At 73.5% G+C, this 21,987-nt stretch carries 20 protein-coding genes; 8 read left to right on the top strand and 12 right to left on the bottom strand.

Features of this window, described 5'->3' with window-relative positions:
- From ABD211_RS16680 to pdhA, 3 genes are all read right to left on the bottom strand, one after another.
- Nucleotides 1-401, bottom strand: a 401-nt coding sequence (locus ABD211_RS16680; RefSeq protein ID WP_344132099.1) for a biotin/lipoyl-containing protein, incomplete at its 3' end; no start/stop codon positions are given.
- Nucleotides 402-479: 78 nt separating this feature from the next.
- Complete coding sequence (locus ABD211_RS16675) at nt 480-1,466, bottom strand: alpha-ketoacid dehydrogenase subunit beta (protein WP_344132096.1); 987 nt, start codon at nt 1,464-1,466, stop codon at nt 480-482.
- Between the two features lie 2 nt (nt 1,467-1,468).
- Nucleotides 1,469-2,620 (bottom strand): pyruvate dehydrogenase (acetyl-transferring) E1 component subunit alpha, encoded by a 1,152-nt coding sequence (gene pdhA, locus ABD211_RS16670; RefSeq protein ID WP_344132093.1) that lies wholly within the window; start codon nt 2,618-2,620, stop codon nt 1,469-1,471.
- Nucleotides 2,621-2,975: 355 nt separating this feature from the next.
- On the opposite strand from pdhA, the gene ABD211_RS16665 reads away from it, so the two are divergent.
- Both ABD211_RS16665 and ABD211_RS16660 read left to right on the top strand, forming a co-directional pair.
- Nucleotides 2,976-3,962, top strand: a complete 987-nt coding sequence (locus tag ABD211_RS16665) for an SPFH domain-containing protein (protein WP_344132090.1) — start codon at nt 2,976-2,978, stop codon at nt 3,960-3,962.
- Nucleotides 3,959-4,861: a diacylglycerol kinase catalytic domain-containing protein gene (locus tag ABD211_RS16660; RefSeq protein WP_344132087.1), complete on the top strand. Its 903-nt coding sequence runs from the start codon at nt 3,959-3,961 to the stop codon at nt 4,859-4,861. The genes ABD211_RS16665 and ABD211_RS16660 overlap by 4 nt, the downstream gene beginning before the upstream one ends.
- Here ABD211_RS16660 and ABD211_RS16655 read toward each other — a convergent pair.
- From ABD211_RS16655 to ddaH, 4 genes are all read right to left on the bottom strand, one after another.
- Complete coding sequence (locus ABD211_RS16655; RefSeq protein WP_344132084.1) at nt 4,818-5,267, bottom strand: hypothetical protein; 450 nt, start codon at nt 5,265-5,267, stop codon at nt 4,818-4,820. The genes ABD211_RS16660 and ABD211_RS16655 overlap by 44 nt on opposite strands.
- A gap of 137 nt (nt 5,268-5,404) precedes the next feature.
- The gene (locus ABD211_RS16650) at nt 5,405-6,955 is read right to left on the bottom strand and encodes a GTPase (RefSeq protein WP_344132081.1); all 1,551 of its coding nucleotides are present in this window, start codon (nt 6,953-6,955) and stop codon (nt 5,405-5,407) included.
- Nucleotides 6,949-8,736, bottom strand: coding sequence for an ABC transporter (locus ABD211_RS16645; RefSeq protein WP_344132078.1), 1,788 nt, complete (start codon nt 8,734-8,736; stop codon nt 6,949-6,951). The genes ABD211_RS16650 and ABD211_RS16645 overlap by 7 nt, the downstream gene beginning before the upstream one ends.
- A gap of 117 nt (nt 8,737-8,853) precedes the next feature.
- Nucleotides 8,854-9,696, bottom strand: a complete 843-nt coding sequence (gene ddaH / locus ABD211_RS16640; RefSeq protein WP_425560430.1) for a dimethylargininase — start codon at nt 9,694-9,696, stop codon at nt 8,854-8,856.
- A 75-nt stretch (nt 9,697-9,771) separates the two neighbouring features.
- Here ddaH and ABD211_RS16635 point away from each other — a divergent pair, with 75 nt between their 5' ends.
- Together ABD211_RS16635 and ABD211_RS16630 are read left to right on the top strand one after the other, a co-directional pair.
- A complete protein-coding gene (locus ABD211_RS16635; RefSeq protein ID WP_425560429.1) occupies nt 9,772-10,197 on the top strand; it encodes an Lrp/AsnC family transcriptional regulator in 426 nt (141 codons plus the stop codon).
- Between the two features lie 56 nt (nt 10,198-10,253).
- On the top strand, nt 10,254-12,251 hold the full coding sequence (locus tag ABD211_RS16630; RefSeq protein ID WP_344132075.1) for a beta-propeller domain-containing protein: 1,998 nt from the start codon (nt 10,254-10,256) through the stop codon (nt 12,249-12,251).
- Here the strand turns inward: ABD211_RS16630 and ABD211_RS16625 are convergent.
- Complete coding sequence (locus tag ABD211_RS16625; protein ID WP_344132101.1) at nt 12,248-13,297, bottom strand: T3SS (YopN, CesT) and YbjN peptide-binding chaperone 1; 1,050 nt, start codon at nt 13,295-13,297, stop codon at nt 12,248-12,250. The genes ABD211_RS16630 and ABD211_RS16625 overlap by 4 nt on opposite strands.
- Before the next feature lie 138 nt (nt 13,298-13,435).
- On the opposite strand from ABD211_RS16625, the gene moaC reads away from it, so the two are divergent.
- From moaC to ABD211_RS16605, 4 genes are all read left to right on the top strand, one after another.
- Nucleotides 13,436-13,912, top strand: a complete 477-nt coding sequence (gene moaC / locus ABD211_RS16620) for a cyclic pyranopterin monophosphate synthase MoaC (RefSeq protein ID WP_344132072.1) — start codon at nt 13,436-13,438, stop codon at nt 13,910-13,912.
- On the top strand, nt 13,909-14,385 hold the full coding sequence (locus ABD211_RS16615) for a MogA/MoaB family molybdenum cofactor biosynthesis protein (RefSeq protein WP_344132069.1): 477 nt from the start codon (nt 13,909-13,911) through the stop codon (nt 14,383-14,385). The genes moaC and ABD211_RS16615 overlap by 4 nt, the downstream gene beginning before the upstream one ends.
- A 249-nt stretch (nt 14,386-14,634) precedes the next feature.
- Complete coding sequence (locus ABD211_RS16610; protein ID WP_344132066.1) at nt 14,635-15,837, top strand: molybdopterin molybdotransferase MoeA; 1,203 nt, start codon at nt 14,635-14,637, stop codon at nt 15,835-15,837.
- A complete protein-coding gene (locus ABD211_RS16605) occupies nt 15,834-16,250 on the top strand; it encodes a molybdenum cofactor biosynthesis protein MoaE (protein WP_344132063.1) in 417 nt (138 codons plus the stop codon). The genes ABD211_RS16610 and ABD211_RS16605 overlap by 4 nt, the downstream gene beginning before the upstream one ends.
- Here the strand turns inward: ABD211_RS16605 and ABD211_RS16600 are convergent.
- The 4 genes from ABD211_RS16600 to ABD211_RS16585 all read right to left on the bottom strand — a co-directional run.
- Entirely contained in the window at nt 16,237-17,646 is a 1,410-nt protein-coding gene (locus tag ABD211_RS16600; RefSeq protein WP_425560431.1) for a glycosyltransferase 87 family protein, read from the bottom strand. The genes ABD211_RS16605 and ABD211_RS16600 overlap by 14 nt on opposite strands.
- 393 nt (nt 17,647-18,039) lie before the next feature.
- Complete coding sequence (locus ABD211_RS16595) at nt 18,040-19,257, bottom strand: ATP-binding protein (protein ID WP_344132057.1); 1,218 nt, start codon at nt 19,255-19,257, stop codon at nt 18,040-18,042.
- A gap of 75 nt (nt 19,258-19,332) precedes the next feature.
- Nucleotides 19,333-20,061, bottom strand: a complete 729-nt coding sequence (locus ABD211_RS16590; RefSeq protein WP_344132054.1) for an LppU/SCO3897 family protein — start codon at nt 20,059-20,061, stop codon at nt 19,333-19,335.
- Between the two features lie 131 nt (nt 20,062-20,192).
- Nucleotides 20,193-21,987, bottom strand: a 1,795-nt coding sequence (locus ABD211_RS16585; RefSeq protein ID WP_344132051.1) for an ATP-dependent helicase, incomplete at its 5' end; no start/stop codon positions are given.

Below are 21,987 nucleotides of genomic sequence, written 5' to 3'. Positions count from 1 at the left end.
GCCGCGGGGGCGGCGGGAGCCGCCGGGGCGGCACCCTTGCGGGGCCGGCGCGCGGCCGTGGTCGCCCTGGGCCCATACCCCACGAGTACGGGCGTCCGCCCGCCGTTCGCGCCATCCTCGGGCGCGGCCGGCGTCGCCGGCAGGTCGCCGGCGCCGGGGTCGGTGTCGATCGCGATGATCGGGGTCCCGACCTCGACGGTTGAGCCCTCCTCGTGGTAGATCGCGGCGACCCTGCCGGCCCACTTCGCCGGGATCTCCACGGCCGCCTTCGCGGTCTCCACCTCGACGATCGGCTGGTTCAGCGCGATCGTGTCGCCCACCTTGACCAGCCAGCTGAGGATCTCGCCCTCGAGCAGGCCCTCGCCGAGGTCGGGCAGCGGGAACTCTCTCACTCTCGTCACGCTGTCACCTCCGCTGCGCTCCGGTGCCAGCGTGTGTTCACTGAGCTGACGGTTCGCTCGCTACGTTCGCTCACGGCGTCACCAGCCGAAGCTTCGGTCGACGGCGTCCAGGACCCGGTCGAGGTCCGGCAGGTACTCCTCCTCCAGCCGCGCGGGCGGGTAGGGGGTGTCGTAGCCGGTGACGCGCAGGACCGGCGCCTCCAGGGAGTAGAAGCACTCCTCGGTGACCCGGGCGGCGATCTCGGAGCCCAGGCCCAGGTTGCCGGGCGCCTCGTGCACGACGACGAGCCGGCCGGTGCGGCGGACCGAGTCGAAGACCGGGGACAGGTCCAGCGGCGACAGCGAGCGCAGGTCGATGACCTCCAGCTCGCGTCCCTCCTCGGCGGCGGCCGCGGCCGCGTCGAGCGCGGTGCGGACCATCGGACCGTAGGCGACCAGGGTCGCGTCCGCGCCGGGGCGCAGCACCTTGGCCGCGTGCAGCGGGTACGCCTGCGACGGCGGGATGTCGATGTCGACCTCGCCCTTCTCCCAGTACCGCCGCTTGGGCTCCAGGAAGATGATCGGGTCGTCGCTCGCGATGGCCTGCTGGATCATGAAGTACGCGTCGGCGGGGTTGCCGCACACGACGACCTTGAGACCGGCCGTGTGGGAGAAGTAGGCCTCCGGGGACTCGGAGTGGTGCTCCACCGCCCCGATACCGCCGCCGAACGGGATCCGGATGACGATCGGCAGCCGGACGTGGCCCGCCGAACGGAAGTGCATCTTCGCCACCTGCGACACGATCTGGTCGTACGCCGGGAAGACGAAGCCGTCGAACTGGATCTCGCAGACGGGCCGGTAGCCGCGCAGCGCGAGGCCCACGGCCGTGCCGACGATGCCGGACTCGGCCAGCGGGGTGTCGATGACCCGTTCCTCGCCGAAGTCCTTCTGCAGGCCGTCGGTGATCCGGAAGACGCCACCGAGCTTGCCGACGTCCTCGCCCATGATCAGGACGCGGTCGTTGTCCTCCATGGCGCGGCGCAGGCCCGAGTTGAGGGCCTTGCCGATGGTGAGGATCTCGCCCATGGTCAGTGGCCCCCCTCGAACGACGCGGAGTAGGCCACGAACTGCTCGCGCTCGGCGTCGACCTCGGGCGAGCCGTGCGCGTACGCGTTGTCGAACATCTCGACCGGCTGCGGGTCCGGCATCGACAGGACGCGTTCGCGCAGGTCGGCCGCCTTGCTGGCGGCCTCGGCCTCGACGTCGTCGAAGAAGTCGGCCCCGGTGCCCTGCCGGGTCAGATAGGCGCGGACCCGCTCGATCGGATCCTTCGCCTGCCACGCCTCGACCTCGCTGGAGATGCGGTAGCGGGTCGGGTCGTCGGAGGTCGTGTGCGCGCCCATCCGGTACGTGTACGCCTCGATGAGCGTCGGCCCGTTGCCGTGCCGGGCGTTGTCCAGCGCCGCGCGGGTCACCGCGTAGCAGGCCAGTACGTCGTTGCCGTCGACCCGTACGCCGGGGAAGCCGTAGCCCGCCGCGCGCCGGTAGAGGGGGACCCGGGTCTGGCGCTCGGTCGGCTCGGAGATGGCGAACTGGTTGTTCTGGCAGAAGAAGACGACCGGGGCGTTGAAGACACTGGCCCACACGAACGACTCGTTCACGTCGCCCTGCGCCGAGGCGCCGTCGCCGAAGTACGCGATGACGGCCTCGCCGTCGTCGCCGCCGATCCTGCCGTCCTTCGCGACACCCATGGCGTACCCGGTGGCGTGCAGCGTCTGCGCGCCGATCACGATCGTGTAGAGGTTGAACTTCTCCGCGATCGGGTCCCAGCCGCCGTAGTTGACGCCCCGGAACAGGGCCAACGGGCGGATCGGGTCGATGCCCCGGACATAGAGGACGCCGTGCTCGCGGTAGGTCGGAAAGACCATGTCCTGGGCGCGCAACGCGTGGCCGGAGCCGACCTGCGCCGCCTCCTGACCGAGAAGGCTGGCCCAGATCCCCAGCTCACCCTGCCGCTGCAGGGCGGTGGCCTCGGTGTCCAGCTTGCGCACGACAACGAGGTCGCGGTACAGCCCGCGGATCTCGGAGTCGGTGAAGTCGACCGAGTACGTCACGCCGTCCGCGCCGGTGGACTGCGCCACGCGCTCACCGGTGGGGGTGAGCAGTTGAACGTACTCCGGTTCGGGGGGCGTGCCGCCAGCCTCACGGCTGGGGGCGGCGGCTTTCGCGCCTCTCGCCATCCTGTCTCCCTGTCATCGGTGCGCTGCTACGGGGTGTCCGCGCGACGCAACTGGTGGTCGAGCTCCACGCGGTCCCCGGTAGGGGTGTGGCGCGTGGGGTCTCAGGGCCCCGGCCACGGGACGTTGCTACCGCAGGGTATGCGGACAGCGTCGTCCCGTCACCGCTGGATCCAGCATCTCAGACGCGTGACCCCGCACACAGTCCCCGGGACTGGTCTTGGATCGCTACATTGTCGGCCGGTCGAGGGCATACAGGGGAGGACAACTCGCGATGGCCGATATCACCCGCAGATTCTTCTTGAGGCATCTTCGGGGCGCTCCGACGAGCTGGGTGCGCCACCAGGCAAGCGGAAAGGTGAAGCGCGAGGGGGTCGGGCTGTCGTTCTGGTACCGCCCGCTCGTGGCGGTCCTGTCGGAGGTACCCGTCGACGACCGGGAGCTGCCGCTGCTGTTCCACGCGCGGACCAGCGACTTCGCCGACGTGACCGTGCAGGCCACGGTGACCTACCGGCTCGCCGACCCGGCCGCCGCCGCGAGCCGGCTCGACTTCTCGATCGACCCGCGCCGGGGCGGGCCGCGCGGCCAGCCGCTCGACCAGATCGCCACCCTGCTCGCCGAGCTGGCCCAGCAGCCGGCGCTCGACCTGCTCGCCCGCGTCCCGCTCACCGAGGCCCTGACGGCCAGCATCGCCCCGGTCCGCGACGCGGTCAGCGCGGCGCTCGCCGCCGACCCCCGGCTCGCCGAGACCGGTGTGGCCGTGGTCAGCGCCCGGGTCGTCGCGATCCGGCCCGAGCCGGAGCTGGAACGGGCGCTGCAGACCCCCACCCGCGAGGCCGTGCAGCAGGAGGCCGACAAGGCCACCTACGAGCGGCGGGCCCGGGCCGTCGAGCGCGAGCGCGCCATCGCCGAGAACGAACTCCAGAACAAGATCGAACTAGCCCGCCGCGAGCAGCAGCTCGTCGAGCAGCACGGCGCCAACGCCCGCCGCAAGGCCGAGCTGGACGCCGCCGCCGACCTGGTCGGCACCCAGGGTGCGGCCGAGCGGGCCCAGGTGGCCGCCGCGTCGGCCGCCAACCAGGTGCGCGTCGCGGCCGGCGCCGACGCCGAGGCGCACCGGGTCAAGCTGGAGGCGCAGGCCGCCGGCCGGCGGGCCGTCGGGCTCGCCGAGGCGGAGGCCGAGCCCGCCCGGCTCGCGGCGTACGCGGACCTGCCGGCCGGCGTACTCCAGGCTCTGGCGCTCAAGGAGCTGGCGGGTAAGGTGCCGGCGATCGGGCAGCTCACCGTCACCCCGGACGTGCTCACCAACCTCGTCGCCAAGCTGACCGGCGACGCCCAGCGATGACGACGCTCGCGCCGCGGGTCGTCGTGGTGTCCCGGCCGTCCGAGCTCACCGAGCTGCTCGGACGGCACGGGACGCGCGCGGCCGCGGCGTACTTCCTGCGCGAGCGCGGGCGCTCGCTCGACGAGGTCGACGCGCGGCACGAGGCGCTGCAGGCCGCGCTGGCCGGGGTCGGCGCGGCCATCCCGGCGGACTGGCGGCGCGGCCACGTGTCACGGGCGGACCTGCCCCGGTTCCTGTTCGCGCCGGAGGACGTGGTCATCGCGGTCGGGCAGGACGGGTTGGTCGCCAACGTCGCGAAGTACCTGTCCGGGCAGCCCGTCATCGGTGTCGACCCGGAGCCGGACCGCAACCCGGGCGTCCTCGTCCGGCACGCGGCCGGGTCGGTGGCGCCGCTGCTGCGCGCGGCCGTGGCGGGCCGGGCCGGGGTGCAGGCGCGGACCATGGTCGCCGCCTGCCTGGATGACGGGCAGGAGCTGCTCGGCCTCAACGAGATCTACTTCGGACACGCGACGCACCAGTCGTCGCGCTACACGCTGCGCGACCCCGCGTCGGGCAACGAACGCCACTCGTCGTCCGGCGTCATCGTCAGTACGGGCACGGGCGCGACCGGCTGGACGTACTCGATCTCGCGGCAGCGGGCCGACGCACCGGCGCTGCCCGACCCGGACGAGAAGGCGCTGTGCTGGTTCGTCCGGGAGGCGTGGCCGTCGCCGGGGACGGGGGTGCGGCTCACGTCCGGTCTCATCGGCGCCGGGCAGAAGCTGGAGCTGATCAGCGAGGCGGAGTCGCAGGTCGTGTTCGCCGACGGGGTGGAGGCCGACCACCTGGTGCTGGCGTTCGGCCAGCGCCTGGAGGTCAGCGTGGCGCCGCGCCAACTGCGGCTCGTGCTCGGCGCCTGACCACCCGGTCCAGCACCAACAGGACGACCGGCCCGATCACCCCGGCGACGAGGCTCGCGAGGCTCGCGGCCAGGTCGAACCCGACCAGCGTGCCGTGGTGCGTCGAGTGGAACGCCAGGTGCAGCGTGTTGAACACCAGCGTCCCGGCCAGCACGACGGCGGTGACCCGGGCGTCGTCGAGGACGGCGGCGACGGTGAGCAGCACCCCGAGCGTCAGGAAAATCGACCCGAGGTCGCTGACCAGATGCTCATTGAACGGCGGGTACCCGGCCGTCCAGCGGTGCCCGAACCCCGGAAACGTGACGAAGAAGTGCCGTGGCGCCCCGACCGCCCACACCCCCCACCACAGGTTCAGCCCCGCCAACGCCGCCAACCCGCCCCGCACCACCCACCGCCAACCCGTCACCCCGGCATCCTCCCCCGCCCGCGATGCGCCGCGCCGCCCGGCCCTGCAGCTCGACGTTCGGACCGTTAGGCAGGGAATTTCCACGCGAATTGCCTGCCTAACGGTCCACATCACCGGGCCCGCGGCGCGGGGTGGGGTTAGCGGGCGGTGGTGAGGGTGGCCCGGGACTCGTCGTAGGCCAGGAGGGCGCGGCGGGTCGGGTCGACCACCTGGGTACGGAGGACGTCGTCCACCGCGCCGCGCAGGGTGGTCATCGTGTCGGTGCGGCGGCGGGCGGAGCCCGTGCGGCGGACGCGCCAGCGGATGAACGCCGGCACCACGGCCACCACGATGCCCGCTACCAGCAGGATCACCGGGATCGGGACGTCGAGCCAGGTGGGCGGTTGCCAGGAGCCGCCGTCACGGAGCACGCGGACGCTGGCGCCGACCAGCCAACCGGCGCCGATGACGGCCACCAGCAGGCCCAGGAAGATCAGCACCGTGGCGACTGCCCACCAGCGGGAGCGGCGGGCCGGACGGGGCGCGGCAGCCGCGAGGGCGGTCCGCAGCGCGGCGACCAGGTCGTCCGGCTCGCGGGGGACGACCGCCCGGACCCGTTCGCGCCATGGCGGCGGGACCGCCGCGACGACCTTCTCGACGTAGGAGCGCACGGCCACGCCCACGGCCGCCGGGGCGGGCGCCAGGTCCGGCACGGTCACGGTGGTTCGGCCGTACTCCTCGGCGGCGGTGTCCGCGACGGCGTCGACGCCGCTGGCGGCGGCCACCGTGTCGATGAGCTCGCGGGTCGGCACCGCGCCGGCCGTCTCCACCGGCAGTTCCCGGTCGACGAGCGGGGCCAGGCCGGCGACGGCCTCGTCGAGCTCGGCGCTCAGCCGGGTCAGCGCCGCCATCCGGCTGCGTACGGCGTCCGCGAGGAGGTCGCGCAGGTGCCCCAGGCCCTCGCCGGTGGCCGCGGACGTGGCGACGACCCGGACGTCGGCGAGCCCGTCGGCGGCGAGCAACCGGCCCAGGTCGGCGACGCACCGGGCGGCGTCCTCGGGGGTGAGCCGGTCGACCTGGTTGAGCACGACGGCGGTGGCGCCGGCGAGGTTGCCGAACTTGGCCAGGTACGCCTCGTGCACCACACGGTCGGCGTACTTCTGCGGGTCCACGACCCAGACGACCAGGTCGACGTGGGAGATGAGGCGGTCGGACTCGACCTGGTGGCCGACGGCGACGGAGTCCAGGTCGGGCAGGTCGAGCAGGACGAGGCCGCGCAGGGCGACCTGGTCGTCGGGCACGCGGACGCTCTCCCGGGCGAACCGTCGGTCGGGCGCGACGCCGAGCCAGTCGAGCAGCCCCACCGCGCCGGACAGGCCCCACACGCAGGAGTGGACGTCCCCGGTGGTCGGGCGCAGCGGCCCGACGGGGGACAGGTCCACCCCGCTGAGCGCGTTGAACAGGGCGGACTTGCCGGTGCCGGTCGCGCCGGCGAGGGCCACGACGGTGTGCTCGCCGGACAGCCGCAGCCGGGCGGCGGCCCGGTCCACCAGCACGCGGGCGGGCGCCAGCTCCTCCTCGGCCACGTACGGCCCGGCCAGCTCCAGGAACCGGTCCACCGCCGCGAACCGCTCGATCAGCGCCGCCGCCGGCGACGGAGCGGGCTGCGGCGGGTCGACCGCGAGGGGTCGGGGCGCGACGGTCACCATGGCCGCCCCCGGGTGGTACGCACGACGGCGGCCAGGCTCGCGGCCACCGCGCGCAGCCGGTCGCCGGTCGCCGGCTCGACCGGGTGCGCGGCGACGAGGGCCAGGTACCCGTGGGCCTCCTCGTCGAGGAACTCCCCGACGTGGGCGCGCAGGCCGGCGCGGGCCTGGTCGGCGAGCTGGCGGACCGGTTCGGTGCCCGTGACGGCCAGGACCTCGGTGAGCGCGCCCCGCCCGGCCTCCATCGGCCGATGCGGGTCCGGCCCGAGGCTGGCCAGGGCGACGATGGCCGGTGCCGGGCCACGGCCCTTTTCACCGGCCCGCGCCAGCGACCGCACCTGCGAGTGCCAGCCGCGCACCACGCGACCCACCCGGTCGCGGCGGGTCAGCCGCGTCTCGTGGCGGTCGGGGCCGGCGTCGGCGAGCAGCGCCCGCCCGGCGGGGTTCGCCCGCCAGATCGCCGTGACGCGCTCGTCGGCCCGCTCGGCAACCTCGCAGAGCAGGGTGGTCAGCGACCCGCCGAGGGTCTCGCGCAGCCGGGCCTCCGCGGACGGGGCCATCACGGGCATGGTCACCACCCGCTGGTTGCGTCGCCGCAGTCGGCGGTGCCGGCGCACGTTGCCGGGGCCCGCGGCGCTGTTGCGGTCGGTCACCCACCGGACGTTGGCCGCGCGGGCGTCGCCGCCGCGGGCGACCGCGTTGCTGTCCCGGCGACCCGCGCCGGAGGCCGTGAGCTCCAGGCCGAAGAGCACGTCCCCGCCGAGGGCGCTCCCGTCGCGCTGCGCCGCGTCGACCCGCGAGCCCGCCTCGGCGTACGCGCGGCGGACGGCGCCGGCGAGGTCGTCGCGGGCGGCCACCTGCTCGTCGGCGGCCCGGGCGAGCCCGTTGGCCCGTACGGAGATCGACCGGGCGGCGCCGGCGATGGTGCGCCAGGTGACCTCGGCCCGGCGTCCGGGGTCGCGGGCGAGCCGGTCGAGCCAGCCGCGCACGGCGGCGACCTCGGCCTCGGGCAGCAGCCCCTGCCCGTCGATGACGGTCTCGGTGATGGTGAACAGCGGCGACTCCCCCAGGCCCTGTTCGGTGAGCATCCGGGCCAGGTGCAGGGCGATGGCGTCCCGGTCGGCGGCGGGCACCCGGTCGAGCACGATCGCGACGGGCGTCCCCCGGTCCTGCGCGTCGCGCAGCAGGCGCCACGGCACCGCGTCGGCGTACCGGCTGGCGGTGGTCACGAACACCCACATGTCGGCGGCGGCGAACAGTTCGGCGGCGAGTTCGCCGTTCTCGGCGACGACGGAGTCGACGTCGGGGGCGTCGAGCAGGGCGAGCCCGGCCGCCAGCGCGGGCGCCACGACGACGTCGAGGCGGCGCGCGCCGGACGTGTCGGGCGCGAGGGGGTGCCCGAGGCTGCGGCTGCGGGCGAGGCTGGGCAGCAGTTCGGGGGCGCTGAACCAGGCGGTGTCGCGGGGGTTGCAGACGAGCGTGGGGGCGAGCGTGGTGGGGCGCAGCACGCCGGAGCGGCTGACGGGCGCCCGGACCAGGCTGTTGACGAGCGTGGACTTGCCGGCGCCGGTGGAGCCGCCGACGACGGCCAGGGTCGGCGCGTCGAGCCCGGCGAGGCGCGGCAGCAGGTAGTCGTCGATCTGGGCGGTGACCTCCGCGACCACGCGGCGGGCCACGTCGGCGCTGGGCAGCGCCAACGGCAACCGCAGCCGGTCGATCTCCGCACGGAGGCCGCGCAGCGCGTCACTCAGCCCCGCGATAGCGGGAGTACGCGTGCCGCTCATGGGTTAAGAGTGGCTGATTGTCGGACACACCGCCCGAAAAAGCGAGAACCCGGCTCGGAGTGTCAGGCGCGGAGCTGTCCGGGCGCCCGACGCCCTCGCCACACGACGGCTCCGGCGTCAGGCGCGGAGCTCGGCGATGCAGCACTTCACGCTGCCGCCGCCCTTCTTCAGCTCGCCCAGGTCGACGGTTACCGGCACGTACCCGGCGTCCCAGAGCTTCGCGGCCATCCCGGCGGCCTCGGCGGGCAGCACCACGTGCCGGTTGTCGCTGACCAGGTTGAGGCCGAACGCCAGCGCGTCGGTCTCGTCGGCGAGCACCGCGTCCGGGAACATCTGCGCGAGCACCTGGCGCGAGCCGAGCGAGAACGCCGACGGGTAGTACGCGATGTTGTCGTCGGAGATCGCGGCCAGGGCGGTGTCGAGGTGGTAGAAGCGCGGGTCGATCAGGCGCAGCGACACCACGGGGCGGCCGAGGACCTCCTGGGCCTCGGCGTGCGCCGGCGGCTCGGTGCGGTAGCCGTACCCGGCGAGGACCAGCCCGCCGTGCGCGCCCGGCAGGTACGCGAAGTCGCCCTCGCCCTCGTTGACGTGGTTGGCCGGCACGTAGCGCCAGCCGGTCGCGGCGTACCACCGCTCGTGCGCGCCCGCCTCGGCGGTGCGCTGCGGGTAGCGGAAGCGGGCGCCGAGGACGGTGCCGTCGACCGAGAACGCCCCGTTCGCGGCGAAGACCATGTCCGGCAGGTCGGGCTGCGCCTCGAGCACGTGCACGGTGTGCCCGAGCTGGATGAGGGTGTCCCGCAGACCGGCCCACTGCGCGAGCGCGAGGTCGGTGTCGACCGGCGACCCGGGATCCATCCAGGGATTGATCGAGTACGCCACGGCGAACCGCTCGGGCGGGCACATCAGGTACTCGCGGGTGCGGGAAACGCGCAGGTCACGCAGGGATTCGGTCTCGATCACGAGAGATAAGGCTAGGGTCTGACCCGACTACCGAAACAGTTCGTTTCGTTGCGATCGAGAGGCGATCCGTTGCGCATGGACGAGACCGATCGGCGAATCATTGCGGCTCTGACCGCGGATGCCCGCGCATCGTTCGCCGAGATCGGCCAGCAGGTGTCCCTGTCGGCCCCGGCGGTGAAGCGCCGGGTGGACCGGCTGCGGGCCAGCGGGGTTATCAAGGGGTTCACCGCGACCGTCGACCCGGCCGCCATCGGCCGCACCACCGAGGCGTTCGTGGAGCTGTTCTGCACCGGCCGCACGACGCCCGCCCAACTGGCGAACGCCACCCGGCGCCACCCCGAGGTGGTCGGCGCGTTCACGGTGTCGGGCGAGGCCGACGCCCTGGTCCACCTGCGCGCCGCCGACATCGCGAGCCTGGAGCAGGCCCTGGAGCGGCTGCGCGCCGAGCCGTTCGTCACGTCCACCCGAAGCATGATCGTTCTGTCCCGCTTGACGGATTGAGGAACCGTCCGCACGCATTGCGGAACCGTCCGCCGGGGGCCCGCGTCGAACCGGCCATGACGCGCACCCCTTCGCGCACCGTCCGCCTCGGGCTGATTCTCGCCGCCCTGAGCGTGACCGTGGCCGGCTGCACGGGCCCCGGCCCGCTCGACGCTCCCGGGCCCAGCGCGCCGGCGCCCCGCGTGGCGCCCGCCGGGCCGTACCAACTGGTCGCCTTCGACACGTGCGCCGAACTGCTCGGCGATCTGCGCAAGGCGGCCCGCGAGTCGGCCACACTGAACGGTGGCTGGCCCGGCGCGCGGCTGTGGGGCGGCGCGGAGAACGCGATGGCCGACGGTGCCGCCGCCAAGGCGCCGGGCGGTGCCGGGGAGGCCGCCGCCGGCCACTCGGGCACCAACAACCAAGAGTCCGGCGTCGAGGAGCCCGACACCGTCAAGACGGACGGCCGGCGCATCGTGACGATCCGGCGCGGCGTTCTGCAGGTCGTCGACACCGCGACCCGCAGCGTCACCGGCAGGCTCGACCTCGCCGGGGCGGCCGGCACGTGGGCCACCCGCCCCGGGTACGAGTCGATCAAGTGGATGGCCACGGACCTGCTGCTGTCGGGCAACCGGGCGCTGGTGCTGAGCAGCGACGCCGGCCTCGACGAGAACGCCGGCGCGACCAAGCGGGCCCGGCCGACGTGGGGCGCGGTGAGCGCGCTGCTCGTGGACCTGTCCGGCACGCCGCGCCTAATCAGTTCGTTCCGGATCGACGGCCACCTGGTCGACGCGCGGCAGGTCGGCACCACGGCCCGCCTCGTCGTCGGCAGCGCCATGCGCATCGAGATGCCGTACCGCGAGAACCAGACCGACAAGCAGCGCATCGCCGCCTACCAGAAGCTGATCGACAAAGCGCCGGTGGAGCAGTGGCTGCCCCGCTTCGAGATCACCACCGGCGGCGCGACGGAGAGGGGCCACGTCGAGTGCGACGAGGTGCGCCGCCCCACGACGTACTCCGGCGTGCAGACCCTGACCGTCGCGAGCTTCGACCTCACCGCGGACAGCTTGGGCCGCGGTGATCCGGTCGCCCTGCTGGCCGACGGCCAGACGGTCTACGGCACCGCGAACAGCCTGTACGTGGCGACCGACGAGCGCTGGCGGTTCGTGCGACCGGTGGACGACGTCATCCGGCCGAACGCCGGGAGCGACAAGGTCAAGCCCGGCACGACGATCTACCGGTTCGACACGTCGCAGCGGGTGCCCGTCTTCGAAGGCGGCGGCCGGGTGCCGGGCTACCTGCTCAACCAGTACGCGATGTCGGAGTGGGAGGGCACGCTGCGGGTGGCCACCACGACGGGCGACACCTGGTGGGGCGGCGGGACGCCGCCGAAGTCGGAGTCGGCCGTCTACGCGCTGCGCCTCGGCGAGGGGCAGCTCAAGCTGGTCGGCCACGTCGGCGGCCTCGGCAAGGGCGAGCGCATCTACGGCGTGCGGTTCGCCGGCGCGATCGGGTACGTGGTGACGTTCCGCCAGACCGACCCGCTGTACACAGTGGACCTGACCGACCCCACGAAGCCGCGGGTGCGCGGCGAGCTGAAGGTCGACGGGTACTCGGCCTATCTGCACCCGCTAGACGACAAGCGCCTGCTCGGCGTCGGCCAGGACGTCCGCGACAACCGGACCCGGGGCGCGCAGGTGGCGGTCTTCGACGTCAGCGACCTCGACAACCCGCGCCGCGTCTCCCGGCTCACCCTGCCGGACACGTACACCGACGCCGAGTACGACCCGCACGCGTTCCTGTACTGGGCCGCCACCGGCACCGTCGTGCTGCCGCAGTACGCGTGGTCGGACATGGGCCAGCCGCTCGCGAGCGCGACGGTGCTGAAGGTGACCGGCACGGATGTGGCGGTCGTGACGACCCTGAAGCACCCGGCGCCCGCGAACGACGCCTGGACCGGCAAGATCACCCGGTCGATGGTCATCGACGGGGTGCTGTGGACCCTGTCCGAGGCGGGCCTGCAGGCGAACGACCTCACCAGGCTCGACAAGCTCGCGTGGCTGCCGCTCAGTTAGAGGTACATCCCCGTGTGGTGGTCGTCATCACCGTTGGGGGCGGGCGACGGCGGCGCGGCAGCGTCGTCGTCGCCGGTCGGCGTGTCGGTGTCGGTGAAGAAGCGCTTGCCGCCGAACTCCCCGTGCAGCCGGTCGTCGAGCTCGTCGGCCAGCCCGGTCATGACCTGCACGGCGAGCATGAGGTGGGTGGCCTGGAAGTCGCGGCCGAACACCGGCACCGACGCCCACACCGTGTCGCCGATGCAGTACAGCCGGCCGATCGGCATGCGGTGGGTCAGCTCGGCGAGCCGTACGTGCAGATGCTCGTTGGCCGAGACGTCGGTCAGCACCGGGGAGAACACGTCGACCAGCGGCGGGTCGTCGCGCACCCGGACGAACACCATCGCCGACCCGGAGCGGATGCCGATGTCGCCGTCGCGGTCGAGCGGCAGGCTCTCCGGCGGGGTGTTCATCATCGCGCCCATCACGGTCGCGACCTGCTCGGGCAGGGTCAGCGAGGACAGGTCGATGTGGTGGTCGGTGTAGCCGGGGCTGCCGGCCGTGATCGGGCGGGCCGCCGCGAGGGTCGGCAACGCCTCGCGCGCCCCGTCGGGCTGGACGTCGTAGACCAGGAACGCGGGGTGCGGCGTGCCGTACACGTCGCGGAGCGTGCGGGTGAGCACGCCCGCGAGCCGCGTGCCGTCACCGACCGGCTGCTGCAGGCCGAAGCGCTGGTCGGAGTTCACCACGCCGGGCGGCGACCAGCCGAGCGCGATCAGCTCACCGATCGCGGCGCGGTTGAGGCGGTGCTCCGGCGGCAGGGACGGGTTGCCCACCGCGTACGCCTGGACGGCGCCGTCGACGGCACGCACGGTGACGCCGAACAGCGCCTCGCCGACGCCGGACGCGGACGGGTCGAGGGTCAGCTCCAGCTCAGCACCATCGGGCAGATTGACCAGGGCGGACGCGAGGGCACGACGGAAGTCCAGCCACGCCTCGGTGACCTTCGCGCCGAGATCCATCTCGGCGGGATCATCCACGAACGTCGCTTCGGCGGGCTTGTCCATCGCCTCGTCACTCACAGTTCCTCCCCTGTTCGAGGCCCTCACCCTAGCGGCCGTCGAGGTCCAACGGTCCCCAAGAGTCCGCGGCCCGTCACCCAGCGGGATGTGTGCGCGGTGACCCGGGCGGCGTACCCTCTGGCCGTGAGCGAGCTGACCCACGTCGACGCCTCCGGCGCCGCCCGCATGGTGGACGTCACAGCGAAGGACGTGACCGTCCGGCGGGCCGTCGCCGCCGGCACCGTGCGCACCACGCCCGAGGTGGTCGACCTGCTGCGCCGGGAGGCGCTGCCGAAGGGCGACGCCCTCGCGGTGGCCCGCATCGCCGGCATCATGGGGGCCAAGCGCACCCCGGACCTCATCCCGCTGTGTCACCCGATCGCCCTGCACGGCGTCACGGTCGAGCTGACGCTGCGCGGCGACGCGGTGGACATCGAGGCCACGGTCCGCACCGCCGACCGTACGGGCGTCGAGATGGAGGCCCTGACCGCCGTGGCGACCGCCGGCCTCGCCGTCATCGACATGGTGAAGGCGGTGGACCCGGCCGCGTCCATCGAGGCGGTCCGGGTGTTGCTCAAGGAGGGGGGCAAGACCGGCCGGTGGGAGCGGAGCGAGCGGTGAAACGGGCCCGGGTGATCGTGGCGTCCAATCGTGCCTGGGCCGGCGTCTACGCCGACTCCAGCGGCCCGGTGCTGGTCAGCGGCCTGCGACAGGCCGGCTTCGAGGTCGACGACCCGGCGATCGTCCCCGACGGCGATCCGGTGGGTGAGGCTCTGCGCGAGGCGGTCGCGGCCGCGATAGACCTGGTCATCACCAGCGGGGGTACGGGCATCACGCCCACCGACCGCACGCCGGAGGTGACCCGGCCGATCCTCGACTACGAGGTGCCCGGCATCGCGGAGGCGATCCGCGCCCACTCCCGCGAGCGGGTGCCGGCCTCGGCCCTGTCGCGCGGCCTGGCCGGCGTGGCCGGCACCACACTGATCGTGAACCTGCCCGGCTCGGTCGGCGGCGCCCGCGACGGCCTGGCGGTCCTCACCCCGATCCTGCACCACGCCCTGGACCAGCTCCACGGCGGCGACCACCGGCCCTAGCGCCTGCCCCGACATCGGTGCCGCCGGTAATCCGCCGGACGTCCTGTCACCGTCACCGCCGGAACCCGCTGACGTTTTAACCGTTACGCCTGGAACTAAACGCGAAATTTCCTGCGTAACGGTCCAAACGTCAGCTTTCCTGCGTGGGCGACCCGCGGGGGTGGGCGGAGGCGGCCGACGGGGCCGGGGTCGCACTCCGCCGTTGGCGGTAGGGTCGCGGGTGGGCGCACCGCGGGCGGAGGTAGAGGCGTGAACGAGGCACCGATCGCGTGGGACGAGGCCGTGGTCGCGGTGCACGCGGCCGGCCGGGCCGCGGCCGCGCCGGCGCAGGCCCTGCCGCTGGCCGAATGTGACGGGCTGACCCTCGCCGAGCCGCTGGTCAGCCTCACCGACCTGCCCGCGTTCGCGACCTCCAGTGTGGACGGTTACGCGCTGCGCGGCCCCGGACCCTGGCGGCTCGCCGGGCGGATTCTCGCCGGCCAGACCGCCCCGCCCATCAGCGACGGCGTGGCTTTCGAGATCGCCACGGGCGCGATGGTGCCGGCCGGCACCGGGCACGTCCTCCGCGTGGAGGAGTCCACGTTGGACGGCGAGGTCGTCAGTGGGACGCCCCGGCCGCTGCCCGAGTGGCGCGAGCCGGGCGACGAGGCCCACAAGGGCGACGAACTGCTGCCGGCGGGCACGCCGGTGACCCCGGCCGTGATCGGCATGGCCGCCGCGTGCGGGTACGACACGGTGTCCGTGCGCCGCGCGCCGCGCACGGCGCTGCTGGTCTTCGGCGACGAGCTACGCACCGCCGGCCTGCCCGGGGACGGGCAGGTGCGCGACGCGCTCGGGCCACAGTTGCCGGGTTGGCTGCGCCGCCTCGGCGCCGACCCGCTGCCCGGCCTGTCCCCGCGTGGGCCGATCGAGGACACGCTGGAGGCACACGTGTCCGCGCTCAAGGACGCCCTGGAGCAGGCCGACCTGGTGTGCACGACGGGCGGCACCATGCACGGGCCCGTCGACCACCTGCACCCGGCGCTCGCCGCGCTCGGCGCCCGCTACGTCGTCAACACCGTCGCCGTACGGCCGGGATTTCCGATGCTGGTGGCCGAACTGCCGGGCGGCAAGTTCGTCGCCGGCCTCCCGGGCAACCCGCAGTCGGCCATCGTGGCCCTGATGTCCCTGGTCGAGCCCTTGATCGCCGGGCTGACCGGCCGGGCCGTCCCGCGGCGCGACACGGTCACGCTCGGCGCTCCCGTCCCGGGCCGGGGCGGCTACACGCATCTCGCCCTCGTGCGGATCGAAGACGACGGGCTGGCCTATCCGCTGGCCCATTCGGCCAGCGCGATGCTGCGCGGGCTGGCCCGGTCCGACGGCTTCGCCGTGATCGTGCCGGGCGCCCAGGGCGACGCCGGCGCGGTCGTCCCGCTCGTACCCCTGCCTATATTTTTCGGAGCGCGGCCATGACGGTAGAGACCAGGGTGACGACCGAGCTGCTCGACGTAAGCTCGCACGAGAGGGCGGTGTCGCATCCGGCGGCCGGGGCCGTGGTGTCGTTCGCCGGGGTGGTGCGCGACCACGACCACGGGCGCGAGGTGCTGCGTCTGACCTACGAGGGGCACCCCAGCGCGGAGGCCGTCCTCGCCGAGGTCGCCGCCGAGATCGCCAAGGATCCGGACGTCTACGCGGTGGCCGTGTCCCACCGGGTCGGCCCGCTGGAGATCGGCGACGTGGCGCTGGCCGCGGCCGTGTCGACGGCGCACCGGGCGGCCGCGTTCGCGGCGTGCGCCCGGCTCGTCGACGAGGTGAAGGCTCGGTTGCCGATCTGGAAGCACCAGCACTTCGCGGACGGCACCGACGAGTGGGTCAACTGTCCCTGAGCCGGCCGGCGGTGAAGGCGGGCGCCGCGCCGGGGCGCCAGGGCAGCACGGCCACCAGCGCGAGCACGACCAGGCCGAGCGAGTTCTCGGCGAGCCAGCCGAAGGTCCCGTCGGCGTAGTGCGACGTCGGCAGCAGGTGGCTGTAGTCCCACACGGGCGAGACGACGTAGAGCACGTAGCTGCCCACGGCGAGGGCCGCGTACGGCAGGCCGGCGAAGCGGGCGCTCATCCGCAGCGGCAGGCGCGCGCCGGCCAGCCTCGGCAGCAGCAGCGCCGTCGCCGAGGTGCGGCGGCGCACCGCCGCGTCGGCCAGCACGATGATCGCCAGCACCGCGAAGACGAGGTGGTGCGTCCAGGAGATCGGGCAGATCGCGTTGCCGGTCAGCCCCACCAGGACGAACGCCGCGTACTCGTCGCCGTCGCGGTGTGCGCTGACCGCCCGGGAGATCCCGATGGCCAGCAGCACGAGCGCGAACGAGAACCACACGAGCGGCGGGGAGTCGGTCGAGTCGAACAGCCGGGCGAGGATGCCGGTGAGCGCCTGGTTGGGGGTCATGTCGGCGGCGCCGACCCGCTCGGTCTGCCAGAGGATCGTGCTGAAGTACGTCCACGACTCGTGGCCGGCGATCATCCAGGCGGCGAAGGTCGCCCCGACGGCCGTGCCGACCGCCACGAACGCCGCCCGCCACTGCCGGCTGCAGACGAGGTAGAGGATGAACAGCGCGGGCGTGATCTTCACGCTGGCGGCGAGGCCGATGCCGGCGCCGGCCCACGCGCCGCTGGCGAAGAAGCCGGCCGTCTGGCTACCGGGGCGGGCCCGCCAGCGCAGGCCGACCAGGTCGGCGAAGATGAGCGCGGCGAGCAGCAGGTTGACCTGGCCGAAGCCGAGCGTCTCGCGGATCGGGTCGGTCGCGGTGAGCGGCGGCACGACGAGCGCCACGGCGTACCAGGTGCGCCAGCCGTACCGGCGGGCGATGGGTCGCACGGCGAGCGCGACGAGGAACACGAACGCGGCCATGCTGACGATGCCGCTGAGCCAGCCGGCCGCGGTGACCGACAGCTCCGCCATCGGGCGCATGACGATCGCGGCGAACGGCGGGTACGTGAAGCCGAGCCCCGTCGGCGGGTGGACGTAGCGGTAGAGGTCGCCGCCGCTGGCCCACCACGCGACGGCGCCGTGGTAGATGCGCAGGTCGTAGAAGTGGATCGGGCGGCCGAACCATTGGGTGGTGCCGTAGCTCGCGGCGACCAGGACGAGGACGAGCCCGAGGCGGCCGGCCTGCGCCGCCCGTGGCCGCGTCCGGGCCCAGGCGCGCACCGCGTCGACGGCGTGCACCCAGTGCCGGCGGCCAGCCGGGGTCGCCTCGACCGGGGCCGGCGCGGCGGGGCCGGCCATCCGCTGACGCGGCGGCAGCCAACGCGAACGCGGGGTCACGGTCGTCATCGCGCCAGCCTCCCCCCGTGCCGTGTCGGCCGCATTTCTCCGTCGTTTCCGCCAACATAGCCGCTATGTCTGTGACATGACCGCTACAGATTGTTTAGAACAGGTCCGCAGCTCACGGGTTGATCAGGTGTTTTGCCGTGACGTCGCCGTGACGTGCCGTTGCCGAGCTGAGACCCAACTGTTGCGCATTGGTGAGCGAGCAGGATGAATCGTACCTTTGGGCTACTTTGCCCGGTTTTGCCGACACACTCGCGTTTCCAGATGCCCGGCTCCGGGCGCCGCCAAACCACCCGTTAGGGCCTTATACGCTTCTCTAGCGCCAATCTTAGATAGCCGTAGAGAGCGCTACTCCACCGGCGGCTGTGCCCGCAGGTAGCGCGCGAAATGCGGCACCGTGAACGCCACGGTGCCCCGTTCCCCCGAGTAGATGAGCCCTTTCTTGATCAACGCGTCCCGCGCCGGCGACAGCGACGCCGGCTTGCGGCCCAACGTGCGGGCCACCTCGGCCGTCTGCACCGGCGCGTCCGCGTCAGCGTCCGCGTCCAGGGCCGCCATGGCCCGCATGTACTCCCGCTCGGCGGGCGTGGCCCGCTCGTAGCGCGACCCGAAGAACCCCACCGCCAACTCCGCCTCGGCCTCGGGCGCCGCGACCCGCACGTCCGCCGCCGTGATCGGCGAGCGCGGCGCGTGGTCCCACGTCGCCTTCCCGTACGCCTGCACGAAGTACGGGTACCCGCCACTCGCCTCGTACAGCGCGTCGAGGGCCTTGGCCTCGAACTCCACGCCCTCCCGGGCGGCCGGCGCGACCAGCGCGCGGTCGGCGGCGAGCCGGTCGAGCCGGTCGATGCGCTGGTAGCGGAAGAGCCGCTCCGAATAGGACTTGCTGGCCGACAGCAGCGCCGGCAGGTGCGGCAGCCCCGCGCCGACCACGATCAGCGGCGCGCCGGTCTGCGACAGGTCGTGGCAGGCCGCGCACATCGCCGACACGTCGGCGGCGCCGAGGTCCTGCATCTCGTCGATGAACAGGGCGATCCCGGTGCCGACCGAGGCGGCCAACCCCGCCGCGTCCGTGAACAGCTCGACCAGGTCGATCTCGATGTCGCCCGAGTCGGCCCGCCCGACGGCGGCCGGAACGTCGATGCCGGGCTGCCACCTGGCGGCGGAACGGGCGACCCCACGCCCGCCGGCGCTCTCGATGGACCGGACCGCGAACGCCTTCACCACGCCCAGGACCTCGGCCACATGGGACGGCTCGGCCTGCGGCGCGAGCTCCCGGACGGCCATGTGCAGGGCGGCGGCCAGCGGCCGGCGCAGCGACTGGTCGGGCCGGGCCTCGATCTTCCCGGTGCCCCACTGGCGGGTGATGGCCTCGCTGCGCAGGGTGTTGAGCAGCACCGTCTTGCCGACGCCGCGCAGCCCGGTGAGCACCAGCGACCGTTCCGGGCGGCCCCGCGAGACGCGCTCCAGCACGATCTCGAACGTGTCCACCTCGCGGTCGCGCCCGGCCAGCTCCGGCGGGCGCTGCCCGGCGCCGGGCGCGTACGGGTTGCGGACGGGCTCCACGGCGCGGACCGTATCGAAACGAATCTCGGCCCGTCTAGCTGACACGCTAGACGGGCCGAGACATTACCCGCTTCGTTACCGTTCCTGCGTCATGCAGAACACGATGTCGTTCTCAAGACCGTCGTAGTTGTTCTTGTAGAAGAACGTGAAGCCCGTGCCCTTGCAGGTGTTCTGGGCTTCCTGATCGGTCAGCTTGTCGTCGTCGTTCTGCTTGATGGCGGTGCCGGTGAAGATCTTGATCACCTTGTAGACCCCGGGGGTGCACTCGACGACCGACATCTTCGGCTTCGCGTTCGTGCCCGCGTTGGCCACACAGTCGTCGACCTGCACCGTGAACGGGTTGAAGACGTCGTCCGTGGGCGGCGCGCTGGTCTCCGGCGCGGCCGAGGTGACCGGCGCACCCGTCGTGGCCGGCGGAGTGGTCGGGCCGCCCGTGCCTGTCGTCCTGGTGTCGTCACGGGTCGCGATGTAGTAGGCGGCCGCGCCGCCGCCACCGACCACGAGCAGCACGGCCAGCGCCACGAGGATCGGGATCAGCTTGCTGGGCTTCGGCTGCGGGGGCTGCGGCGCCCAGCCCGGCGGCACGGTGTGCCCCCCGGTGCCCGGCTGCTGCACCCACGTGCCGCCGGTGTAGGCCGGCGGATACGACCCCGAGTAGGGGTCGAACTGGTGCGGGATCGGGTCGGTGGGCATGGCCGACTGACCGGGCGGGAACTCGAGCCCACCCTCCCAGGGGTCCTGCGGCTGCGCATACTCCTGGGGCCCGGTGTCGGGCGCCCCGCCCGCCGGCTCGTTGCCTGCCATCCTCGTCCCCTCCCGCCTGCGCGCACACGGTAGCGCGTGGCTGTGACGACAACACCCCCGATATCGCGCCGTCACCAAGGTTCGCACACGTCGGCTAGCGCATCACGCCCCCGCTGTCACCATCTTGACGGTCAGATAAGGCGGAGTTGTCGATGGCTGGGGCGCCTGGGCGGTTCGACCACGCCGAGCCGTTCCACCAGTGACGGATCCACAACATCGAGGAACGGCGTGCGGGCGGGCGTCGTTTCGGCGCCGAACCGCTGCCGGCGCGCCGCGTGCGAGAGGAACAGCCGGTCACGGGCCCTGGTCATGCCGACGAAGAACAGCCGCCGCTCCTCGGCGACGGCCTCCGGGTCGGGCGCCGTGCCGGGGAACCGCAGCGGCAGCAGCCCGTCCTCGCAGCCGACGAGGAAAACGACCGGCCATTCCAGACCTTTCGCCGCGTGCAGCGTCAACAAGGTGACTGCCTGCGCGCGCGGGTCGAGCGCGTCGGTCTCCGCGCCCGTCGCGAGCGCCTGCAGGAACGCGTCCAGGTCCTCGCCGCATCGCTGCGCGAGCGGCATGAGCAGGTCGACCGCGCCATAGACGTCGGCCGCCGGCAGGTCCGCGCGGGGTTGATCCTCAAACAACCGGGGGGTACGGGTGGCCAGGGCGCGACCGACGGCGCGGACCCGCTCGGTCAGTTCCCGGGGCCCGTCTGTCAGGTATCTGAGTTCCCGTGCGATCTCCGCCACGGCGCGGCGGTCGGCGAGCCGGTCGTGCGAGCGCTTCTGCACCGGGACGCCGGCCCGGGTCAGCGCCTCGATCACGGGCGCGGCCTGCGCGTCCGTGCGGTAGAGCACCGCGATGTCGGCGAACGTCACCGTGCCCGTCGCGGCGCGCGAGTCGACCCGGCCGGCGTCGAACGAGCGGTGCGACACGCCGCCGACCAGCCCGTCCACGGTCCGGGCGAGCCACTCGGCCTCGGCCGCCGGGGTGCCCGCGGCGTGCAGGCCGAGCTGCGGCGCGTCCGGGTCGAGCCGGGCCGGGTCGAGGCGCCGGCCGCGCACCAGCGACGTCGGCGCGATCGCCTGCACGGCGGCGGCCAGGATCGGCGCCGACGACCGGTAGTTGCGGGCGAGCCGCACGAGTCGCGCGTCCTTGAAGTCCTGCGAGAAGCGCAGGAAGTAACCCACGTCGGCGCCGCGGAACGAGTAGATGGCCTGGTCGGGGTCGCCGATCGCGCAGATGTTGCCGTCCGCCGGCACCAGCAGCCGCAGCAGCTCGTACTGCGTGGCGTCGACGTCCTGGTACTCGTCGACGAACACCCAGCGCCACTTCGCCTGGTAGCGGTCGACCAGGTCGGGGTCGTCGCGCAGCAGGGCCACCGGCACGGAGACCAGCTCGTCCAGGTCCACCAGGTTCTGGGCGCGCAGGATCTTGCGGTACGCCGCGTCGTCGTCGCCGGCTTCCGCCCGGGCGGCCTCGCGCACCGCGTCGTCGGCGATGCCGAACCCGTCGACCAGGCCGGCGGCGGCCGCCTGCTCGCGCAGGATCTGCAGCCCCAGGGCATGGAAGGTGGCGACCGTGATGTCCTCGGCCGTGTCGCCCAGCAGGCCTTCGAGGCGCTCGCGCATCTCCTCGGCGGCCCGCCGGGTGAACGTGATCGCCAGGCAGTGCCTCGGGTCGACGTTCAGCTCCGCGCACAGGTACGCGATGCGGTGGGTCAGTGTGCGGGTCTTGCCCGTGCCCGGGCCGGCGACGACGAGCAGCGGGCCGCCGGGCGCGGACGCGGCCACGCGCTGCAGCGCGTCGAGCCGGTCGAGCAGGCCGGTGCCGACCTCCTCCATGCCGGCGAGGACCGGCTCGAACACCTTGTGCGGCGACTCCTGCGGCGGCGCGGTCGGCGGGGCGGTGCCCGGGCGGGCCGCCTGTCCGGCCCGCGCG

The organism is Luedemannella flava, assembly GCF_039528515.1.
GTDB lineage: Bacteria > Actinomycetota > Actinomycetes > Mycobacteriales > Micromonosporaceae > Luedemannella > Luedemannella flava.
This window is presented reverse-complemented; position numbering and strand designations above follow the sequence as displayed.